The organism is Actinomycetota bacterium (assembly GCA_030776725.1).
Classification (GTDB): domain Bacteria; phylum Actinomycetota; class Nitriliruptoria; order Nitriliruptorales; family JAHWKO01; genus JAHWKW01.
Genome location: JALYHG010000097.1, coordinates 1 through 6380, shown reverse-complemented (window position 1 = coordinate 6380; position 6380 = coordinate 1). Strand labels below are relative to the sequence as shown.

The 6380-nt window shown below is 70.7% G+C and carries 4 protein-coding genes; all 4 read right to left on the bottom strand.

The features are described 5' to 3' along the window. The coding region (locus M3N57_04490; protein MDP9021956.1) for a hypothetical protein at positions 1–551 on the bottom strand (551 nt) is incomplete at its 3' end. A 36-nt stretch (positions 552–587) separates the two neighbouring features. After that, the gene (locus M3N57_04485) at positions 588–2513 is read right to left on the bottom strand and encodes a PIG-L family deacetylase (protein ID MDP9021955.1); all 1926 of its coding nucleotides are present in this window, start codon (positions 2511–2513) and stop codon (positions 588–590) included. Positions 2514–2632: 119 nt separating this feature from the next. Next, positions 2633–5626 carry a winged helix-turn-helix domain-containing protein gene (locus tag M3N57_04480; protein MDP9021954.1) on the bottom strand — a complete coding sequence of 998 codons (2994 nt, stop codon included), beginning with the start codon at positions 5624–5626 and terminating at the stop codon, positions 2633–2635. 177 nt (positions 5627–5803) lie between these two features. Further along, positions 5804–6380 (bottom strand): class I SAM-dependent methyltransferase (locus M3N57_04475; GenBank protein MDP9021953.1); only part of this gene is annotated, 577 nt, incomplete at its 5' end.

Below are 6380 nucleotides of genomic sequence, written 5' to 3'. Positions count from 1 at the left end.
GGACCTGTGTAGATGCAGCCGGCGTTGAAGGTGTGCAGCATCTCGTCGACCAGGCCCGCGATCTTCTCCCCGTGGCTGCGGATCACGAGGTGGATTTCGGCGTGGCGGGCATCATCCATGTCGTCGGCCAACGGGATGCCGAACTCGGTGGGGAAGCCGGCCAGCTCGTCGCCTTCTCGGAGCGATGCGGCGAGGTTCAGCTGGCCGCTGTGCTCGACGAGGCGTCCTCCGCCGTAGCCGATGGCGACCTCGACCTCGGGGTCGAACAGGTCTGTGTCGGTGCAGGCGAACGGCGTCTCGCAGTTCTCGGGGGCGTTCCACACGACCCACCACAGGGTGTAGACCCCTGGCTCGATGCGGGACAGGCGAGCGCGGGTGCGCACGGTGTCGTCGGTCCGCAGCAGCTGCGCGTGGCCGGCCTCCGCGTGGTCGTCGAAGGTCAGCACCTCAGCACGTTGGCGCGTGGCCTGCTCGGCGGTGGCTGTACCGACTCCGAGTGGGAGTAGGAGGAGTGTGGCCAGCACTGCAGTCAGGTGTCGTCGGGCGAGCATGTCGTTTCCTCTCGGTTCGTCGTCGTGGGGTCGGGTTCACGGCTTGGCCTGGTAGAGGACGTTGAACGGGTCGTCGAAGGGCACGACGTCGACGGTGCTGAAGCCGGCCTTCTGGCAGCGGGTGCGGACCTCGCTCTCGGGAAGGCCGCAGGTGCCGAGTGCCTCGCCGTCTCGTGCGAGGGCGGTGGTCATGCAGTAGAAGAGGCTCCAGCCGTAGAACATCGCCTGGTTGCGGCCGATGTTGTCCTCGAGCCGGTCGGCGACCTTGAAGTCCAGCAGCAGGAACGACCCGTCGGGTGCCAGCGCGTCGTGGACGGCGCGGAACACCGCGTCGAGCTCGGCTTCGGCGAGGTCGTGGGCGACGTCGAAGATGGTCACCAGGTCGAAGGGGCCGTCGATGCCCTGCGCGGCGTCGTGGTCGACGAACTCGACCCGGTCGGCGACGCCGGCTTGCTCGGCGTTGCGGCGCGCACCCTTGAGCTGCGCTTCGGAGACGTCGTAGCCGATAGCGGTGATGTTCGGGTAGGCCTGCAGCAGCGTGATCAGCGCCCGGCCCCGGCCGCAGCCGACGTCGGCCACCCGGCCGCCGGCCTCCAGCGCGGACTTGATGCCGTCGGTGGCGGGGATCCACTCGTCCAGCAGTAGGTTGTCGAACCAGGTCGCGGTGAAGCGCTCCATGCCGTCCCACCAGGCCTGGCCGTAGGCGTTGATGGGGACGCCGCCGCCGTCCCGGAAGGCACGCTTGACGTCGTCGAAGACCTCGTAGGTCGCGGGGAACTCGTGGAACAGCCCGGCGAGCGCGACCGGCCCGGTCCCTGAGCCCAGCACCTGCGCCTGCTCCGGGCTCAGCCGGAAGGTGGCATCCGACGGCTCGTAGGTGACGTAGCCGGCGGCGGTCATGCCCGACAGCCACTCGCGGACGTAGCGCTCGTGGAGGCTGGTGCGGCGGGCCAGTTCCTGGCTTGTTGCGGGACCGTCCTCGAGCGCGTCGAACAGGCCGAGGTGGTCGCCGAGCGCGGTCATCATGGTCACCTGGTGGCCCTTGATGTCGTCGAGGACCCCGTCCACGAAGGTCTCGAGGACGTCGGGGTCGGGTTGCGCGGTGGTCGTTTCGGGTGAGGTCATCGTCGGGCTCCTGTGCAGTCGCGTGCGGTCACGTCCATCCCCCGCGATCATCGTGACGGGGCGTCCTTGTGGCGGGGTTGCGGCCGGCATGTGCCGCCCCGGAGGTCGCGTCGGGGTGTCGTTGCGGTCGTTGCTGAGGTGGGCGAACGTCTCGGTGCGGATCCACTCCCGCCAGCGGTCCAGCCCGAAGGCTTCGATCAGCGGGACGGTCTGGCTCGCCTGCCTACGCAGCGCGGCGACCTTCCGATCCAGTAGCGCATCGGGCAGCTCGAGGTGCAGCGCGATCCTCTCGGTCGGCGTCACGATCGGGTGGCCCGGCCAGAACAGCTCGACTTGGTCGTGCAGCTCAGCGAACCGCTCCACCCATCCGGCCTCCTTGCAGACACAGTGCACCCGTGTGTGAGGGGCGACGGCCGCACGGGCCCGGCGGGCCCAACGCCCCACGGCGATGTGATCGGGGTGTCCGGTCAGCCCGTCGTCGCCGAAGGTCACGATCGTGTCCGGTGCGAAGTCCTCGATGATCGCCGCGAGCTGCGTGACGGCCGGCTCGGTCGGTGCGTCGGCGCAGTGCCCGTCGGCGTAGCCCAGCCAGGCGTGCTCGTCGACGCCGAGCAGCTCGAGGGCGGCCAACAGCTCGCGGCGGCGGAGTTGGGCGAGCCGCTCCGGCGGCCAGCCATCCGGGTCGTCGGTCCCGCGGCCGCCCTGGGTCGCCGTCACGCATCCGACAGGCTGTCCGTGGTCCACGGCGGCCGCCATCAGTCCGCCGGACAGGTAGGTCTCGTCGTCGGGATGGGCCCAGATCCCCAGGATCGATCCGAGCTCGCGTACGGCCTCCACCGCGACGTCTCCTGTCCACCGGACCAGCTGGTGCTGACGCGGGGGTGCGGTCCCCGATCGTCGTGACGCCACCCATACTGTGTCAGGCGCTTGTGGCTGGCTTGTGGGAGCCGTGTCGCTCAGCCGTCGAGCTCGTCGATGGTCGCCAGCGCCACTTCGACCGCCCCGGCGTCGGTCATGTGCCGCCCGCGATCGTGAGCTTCGGTGAACCTGCTGGCGCCCAGGCTGCTCCGGAGCTGCGCCTTGACGCTGCGGAGTCGTTCGGCGTCCTCGCCGTAGATGCGGGCCGACGTCCCCGTGGCGTCGATCGCTCCGAGCAGCACCGTCGCTGGCTCGTGCGCGTCGATCCGTGCGAGGAGGAACACAAGGTTGCGCAGCGTCGTCCACTGGTGGGTCCAGTCCCCGCCACGGCGCAACCGTACGATCGCTGCTCGGAAGGATTGGAGCGCGGCCGCAGGGTCCCCCTGCCGGGCGCGGAGTGACGACCGCGTCACGAGGGCGATTGCCTCGACCAGCGGCACGCCCAGCTCGCGGGCCGTCGTGAGCGCCTCCTCGATCCACCCCAAGGCGTCGTCCGATCCGGCCGCTGCCAGCGCTTCGCCGCGGCAGTAGGCGGCCAAGGCGAGCAGGTGGCGGTTGCCCAGCCGCTCGGCCCGAGCACCGGCACGGTCCGCAGCCGTCAGCGCCTCCTCCAGCTCGTCGGCGTAGGTCCAGATGAGCGTGCGCATGATCCAGACGTACGTGGCGTCGTAGGGTCGGTCGTTGGCGGTTGCGAGCTTGAGGATCTCTGCCTCCTGCTCGAGGCTCTCGTCGAGGCGGCCGTCGTAGAAGGCGACGAGGCTCAACGCGCGCAGGGGCACGAGGCGGGCGGGATCGTCGGCGGACGACGAGGCCTCCAGCCCGCGGCGTGCCAGCTCAACCGAGCGGCTGAGCTCCCCGCGGTTGCCCGCGCCCCGCGCCGCGGCGCCGTACGCCCACGGCAGCAGCGGGTGACCGGCCGCGCCGGGCAGCGCTGTTGCCTCTTCCGCCCAGCGTGGGATCTCGTCGATCAGCCACCAGTCTCCGTAGTAGGTCAGGGAGCCCGAGATCCGCAGCGCCAGGTCGGCATCACCCACGTCGACCGCCCACCTGTGGGCCGTACGGAGGTTGTCGAGCTCGCGGTCCAGCCGGTCCGCCCACGGTCCCTCGTCGGGACCGGCGATCGCGGCACCTGCCTCTTCGGCGACGCCTGCGTAGTAGCGGGCGTGGGCGGACCGGACCGTGTCGGCCTCGCCGTGCTCGGCGAGCTGCTGCGAGCCGTAGACACGCAGTGTCTCGAGCAGGCCGTAGCGTGATCCGGAGCGCGCGACCATGGATCGGTCCACGAGCGAGGCGAGGTCGGTCGCCACCATGCCGGCAGTGGCGGGCTCGACGCCGGCGACCTCCTCGGCCGCCGCCAGCGTGAACCCGCCGGCGAACACGCTGAGCCGCTCGAACAGGCGCGCCTCGCCCTCGTCCAGGAGGTCGTAGGACCAGGCGACCACGTCGCGCAGGGTGCGGTGGGGCCCGCCCTCGCGGCGGGGACCGGCGGTCAGCAGGCCGAACCGTTCGTCAAGGCGCGCGGCCAACGCGTCGACCGGGAACGCCGTGACGCGGGCCGCCGCCAGCTCGAGGGCCAAGGGGATCCCGTCGAGACGGCGGCAGATCTCCGCGACCACTGCGGCGTTGTCCTCGGTGAGCGCGAACGCCGGGTCGGCTGCCCGGGCACGGTCGCAGAACAGGGTCACCGCCGGGGCGGCCGCGATCGGCTCCAGGGAGGTCTCGGCGTCGGACGGAGCGTCCAGCGGCGGCACCGGCCACCGGTGCTCCCCGTCCACGGCCAGCCGCTCGCGGGACGTTGCCAGCACCGTCAGCGACCTGCATCGTCGGATCAGGTGATCGACGAGGGTCGCCACCTCGGGCAACAGGTGCTCGCAGTTGTCCAGGATCAGCAGCAGCGAGCGGTCGCGCAGTGCCTCGACCAGCCGCGCGCGGGTCCCACCGGCGCCGGGCACGACTCCACACGCTCCCGCGACGGCCGCGTCGAGCGAGGAGGGGTCGCGAACCGGCGCGAGCTCGACGACGATCTGCTCGTCGAAGCGCTCCGACAGGGACTCAGCCACGGCGGCCGCCAGGCGTGTCTTGCCCACACCCCCGGGGCCGGTCAGGGTCACCAGCGCCTCCGAGGCCACCAGCTCTGCGACCGCGGTCACATCGGCGTCGCGGCCAACGAAGCTCGTGGGTCGTCGTGGCAGCGCTCCCCCGAAGGCAACCCCGCCGTCGAGCCGCTGGATCTGCTCCGGTGACGGCTGCTCCTCGGGCCGCTGGTCACCGCGGTCGCGAGAGGAAGCGAGCACCTCGCGGTCCTGTCGCAGCAAGTCCTGGTAGCGCTGCTGCAGCCACGGCGACGGATCGACCCCAAGCTCGTCGGCGAGCCGTTCCCGCAACGACTGGTAGAGCTCGACGGCGTCTGCCTGCCGGCCCGATGCGAACTGCGCCGTCATCAACTGGCCGCCGGCCCGCTCGTCCAGCGGTTGGAGCTCGAGACGGCCCTCGAGCTCCCCGATGATCTCCTCGTGCCGCCCAAGCGCCAGCAGCGCCTCGACCCGCGCCTCCCGCGCCGAGGCGTGCACAGCCTCCAGGCGGCGTACCTCCTCGGCCACTGCATCGGCAGCCTCGCCGTACGGCGATCCGCGCCACCGCCCGAGCGCCTGCTCCACCATGCGCAGGGCCGCAGCCGGGTCGTCGTCCACCAGCGCCCGGGAGCGCTGCACCTCCTCGTCGAATGCTGCCGCGTCGATGTCGTCGCTCTCCGCCGGGACCAAGACGTACCCGCCGCCGCGGGTGACGATGCGCTCGCCCTCCTGGAGGTCTCGCAGCGTCCTACGCAGTCGCGAGACGTGGCTCTGCAGCGACGCGCCGGCCGTACCCGGCGGGTCGGCTCCCCAAACCGCCTCGATGAGCCGATCCCTCGACACCGTCTGCCCCGCGTGCGAGAGCAGAACCGCCAACAACCTGCGCCGACGGTCGCTCGACAGCCTCATGACCCGATCACCAGCGGCGATCTCGATGGGACCCAGCACCCGGAATTGCATCGCCGTCCAGCGTACGCAGGGCCGGGCAGCGCTCCACCCAGCGAGCCGGCCCCCGGACTTGGTCCGGTGTTATGTCTCCTAGCGGCCCGAAGCTGACGCACGCACAACCACGGATGCGGGCGCTCAGTCTTCGGAGATTCGGGAGGCGACCGCCATGTGTTGACGGTCCGCCAACGCCTACTTGACCGCGAGTATCGCTAGGCGGGTGTGCGGCGTGAGGACCGAATCGGGGTCGAGCCCACCCAACACGCTGACGGTGGCGAAACCTATGGACCGGAGCTCGCGTGCCAGTTCGGTCGCGGTGTAGAGACGCACCCGGAACGTCTTGGTGATGTCTCCGGACGTGACCGTGGAGGTCCGCACTCCCGTGACCCAGTCGGTCGTGACGATCTCCTGATACGGACCTTGGTCGTCCAGCTGCGCCTCCGGATCGAAGAGATTGGCGAGTCGATCGCGATGCATGAGTTCCATCAAGAGCACTCCACCGGGGACCAACACCTCGTGCCAGGCCGCGAGCGCGCCCATGTCGTCGGCTCGCTCCTCGAAGTAGCCGAAACTGGAGAAGATGTTGAGGACCGCGTCGAACGGCCCAGGGGGTGGTTCGCGCATGTCTCCTTGGACATAGCGCGGACCGGGGTGGCGTACCTGCGCCAAGCGGAGCTGCGTGGATGAGTAGTCGAGTCCCGTGACGTCGTAGCCGCGTTCGTGCAGCGGTCCGGCGATCCTCCCGAAGCCGCACGGTACGTCGAGGATC